Origin of the sequence: Streptomyces plumbidurans (genome assembly GCF_019857225.1) — a bacterium.
Taxonomy (GTDB): Bacteria; Actinomycetota; Actinomycetes; order Streptomycetales; family Streptomycetaceae; genus Streptomyces; species Streptomyces plumbidurans.
Genome location: NZ_JAFJSY010000165.1, coordinates 1 through 2,606, shown reverse-complemented (window position 1 = coordinate 2,606; position 2,606 = coordinate 1). Strand labels below are relative to the sequence as shown.

The following is a 2,606-nucleotide window of genomic DNA, read 5'->3' as shown; positions in this document are numbered from 1 at the left end:
TCGCTCGCGAGGGAGCCGAGAGGGCAGCCGTACGCCCCGTTGCGGAGCGCGTTGCGCTCCACCACCGCATCCCGCCAGCGCTCCAGCCCGCGGAAGGAATTGAGCCGTCGCAGGAGCTGCTGGTGACGATCGAGCACTTCCGCGGCCTGCAACGCGACAACGTCCCGCACCAGCGCATCCTTGTCGGGGTAGTGGCGGTAGAGCTGGGACTTGCTCGTTCCGCTGGCAGCCCTGACGTCATCGAGGGTCGTCAGGGAGACGCCCTTGACGTACATCATGTCGCCGGCGGCCCTCAAGATGCGCTCTCGAGTCGCCCGCCCGCGCTCGGTCAGCCGGGAGCTGTTCTTGTCGGGTGCCTGTTCCGCCACATTGGCCAGATTACCGCCACGGACCATAGCATGTTCTGGAAAGGACCTCAAGGTCCTTTTTCGACCCGCCCAGCGACTCGGCCGCCGAAGACGGTGCGGGCACTCTCTCCGTGCACATGACTCACGGTGCAACGGTTTCAGGAGGGGGTGGCCGATCACGGCCGAGGGCGTGGATCAGGCGTGCCGGTCAGGTCTCCCAGGTCTTTGACGACCACATCGGCGCCATGCGCGCACAACGCCCCGGCGCGGACTGTCCTGGCGACGCCGACCACCCACCCGAAGTGACCCGATCGTCCGGCGTCCATGCCTGCCTGCGCGTTCTCGAATACCGCGCACTGTGCAGGGTGCTGGCCCAGATCGCGGGCAGCTGCCAGGAATGTGTCGGGTGAGGCTTGCCGCGCAGGTTCCGACTCGCGGCCACCACGCCGTCAATCCACGCGTCGAAGAGTGTCTCCATACGCGCCGCCCGCAGGATCTCGCGGCAGTTGGCGCTTGAGGCGACCACAGCGGTGAGCAGCCCGCTGTCACGGGCCGCCATGACGTAGGCCATGGTGTCCTGGTACACCTGGACCCCCTGTGACCGTGTCCTGGCCTCGAACAGGCTGTTCTTCCAGCGGACCAGCCCATACACCGTGTCCGGGCCCGGAGGGTCGTCAGGGCTGCCGTCGGGCCGTTCGATCCCGCGCGAGGACAGGAAGCACCGCACACCTTCGGCGCTCGACCGGCCGTCGAAGAACTCGTCGTATCCGGTGTCCGCGGCAAACGGGCGAAACCCCTCGCCCTCGTGCTGCTGCAGCAACGTGTCGAACGCCTCCTTCCACGCGGCGGCGTACAGGGAGGTCGTGTCGGTGATCACGCCGTCGAGGTCGAAGAGACAGGCCCGTATCGCGGCAGGCGGACCAAGTGTCACAGAGTCGTCCTTCTCTCAAGTACCGGTAGGGCGGCCAGTGTTGTCCGCCGTGCCGCCGCCGCGGAACACCTGTAGACGTGCGGTGGACGCCGGATCCACGAACCGACGTCTACAGCTCCCTCTGTTGGCCGTTGTCGGCGCCTCACGCCTGGCTTGGCTCGACCGATCGACGCGAAGTAGACGGGCCGTAGAGGTACTGGCCACTCACGCCCCAGCGTCACTGCGGCCGATACGGACCGGTTCTGAGACCGGTCGGTAAGAACACGCTGTAGAAGGGCGCTGACACACGTGCCACACCGGCGCCGGGCTGGGTGCTGTGCGCTGCGAGCCATGTGCTCGGACTTGTTGGACTGCTGCGTCATAGGTTCGTGCCCAACTCCCCCACCGCTCGGGGCCGGTGGCCCTTCGAAAGGAAGTCGATGGAGGACGACGCCTTGGCCGCAAGGGCTGCCCGCCTGGGGTGTGCCACGCTCGTCGACGCCGTGGGCCGTGTCCACGGCCACCGGGCCCACATTCCCGTCATGTCGAGCCCCGACCCACTTCGCCCCCTTTCGGACCCGCGGCCACCATCTCCTACCTGCCCTTTCCGTGACGACCTGGCGGGAACGGTCCGCGACTTCAAGCACTACTTCTACGGGGCACTCGGGCAAGAGCCCGCCGCGGGCCAAGTGCTCGTGCTCTCCAGCGGCGGCCATCCCGAGGTGTCGCACGGCGGGGGCACCAAGCTGGCCAGGGCGGACGGCGCCGACCTCGCCGGCGTACTGGCCGACGGCCGGCTGCGGGACTTCGACCAACTGCGCGGCACAGCTTCGCCACCTGGTGCACCGGGAGAAGCTGTCCGCTGGGGCGGCGACACGATCATGCCCTTCGCGTACGGAGTGGCCGTCGAGATCTGCGGCGTCTGCGTGAACCCCGGCGACTACGTCCACATGGACAGCGCCGGCGGCGTCGTGATCCCTTCAGCGACCCTGCATCGGGTCTTCGCCATCGCCGAGGACATCGCGGCCGAGGAGGCCGAGGCAGCCGGAGTCATCAGGGGCGAGAACGCGCAGCCAGGTGGATGAGGTGCACGCAGCGCCGCATGCTCGGCGGGCTGCACAAGGAGGCCCCATTCCAATCGCATCAGAAACAACGAGGTTGGTCATGACACAGACATCGCACCGGTCTTCGCACATCGTGGTGCACACCCCGGCGCTGGACGGCTCCCGCCGGGTCACCGAGGGTGACGTGATCCTGGGAGTCGCCTCCCATCTGGACGACGTCGTCGAGATCCTCCGACTTGCCGACCTCGATCAGATCGACGTCGAGGAGAGTGAACACATCGAGTG

3 protein-coding genes and 1 pseudogene are annotated in these 2,606 nt (G+C 67.5%); 2 read left to right on the top strand and 2 right to left on the bottom strand.

Annotated elements, in window-relative coordinates:
* Both JYK17_RS40200 and JYK17_RS40195 read right to left on the bottom strand, forming a co-directional pair.
* On the bottom strand, nt 1-368 hold a 368-nt coding region (locus JYK17_RS40200; protein WP_308011745.1), incomplete at its 3' end, for a TetR/AcrR family transcriptional regulator.
* 155 nt (nt 369-523) lie between these two features.
* Nucleotides 524-1,278, bottom strand: a pseudogene (locus JYK17_RS40195) (HAD family hydrolase).
* A 521-nt stretch (nt 1,279-1,799) separates the two neighbouring features.
* Here JYK17_RS40195 and JYK17_RS40190 point away from each other — a divergent pair.
* The gene (locus JYK17_RS40190; protein WP_234548398.1) at nt 1,800-2,342 is read left to right on the top strand and encodes an RraA family protein; all 543 of its coding nucleotides are present in this window, start codon (nt 1,800-1,802) and stop codon (nt 2,340-2,342) included.
* 79 nt (nt 2,343-2,421) lie between these two features.
* On the top strand, nt 2,422-2,606 hold a 185-nt coding region (locus tag JYK17_RS40185), incomplete at its 3' end, for a hypothetical protein (RefSeq protein ID WP_222812318.1).

Bases quoted from the DNA above. Each gene is read 5' to 3' on its own strand.
- JYK17_RS40190 (WP_234548398.1), top strand. From the start codon at position 1,800: ATGTCGAGCCCCGACCCACTTCGCCCCCTTTCGGACCCGCGGCCACCA.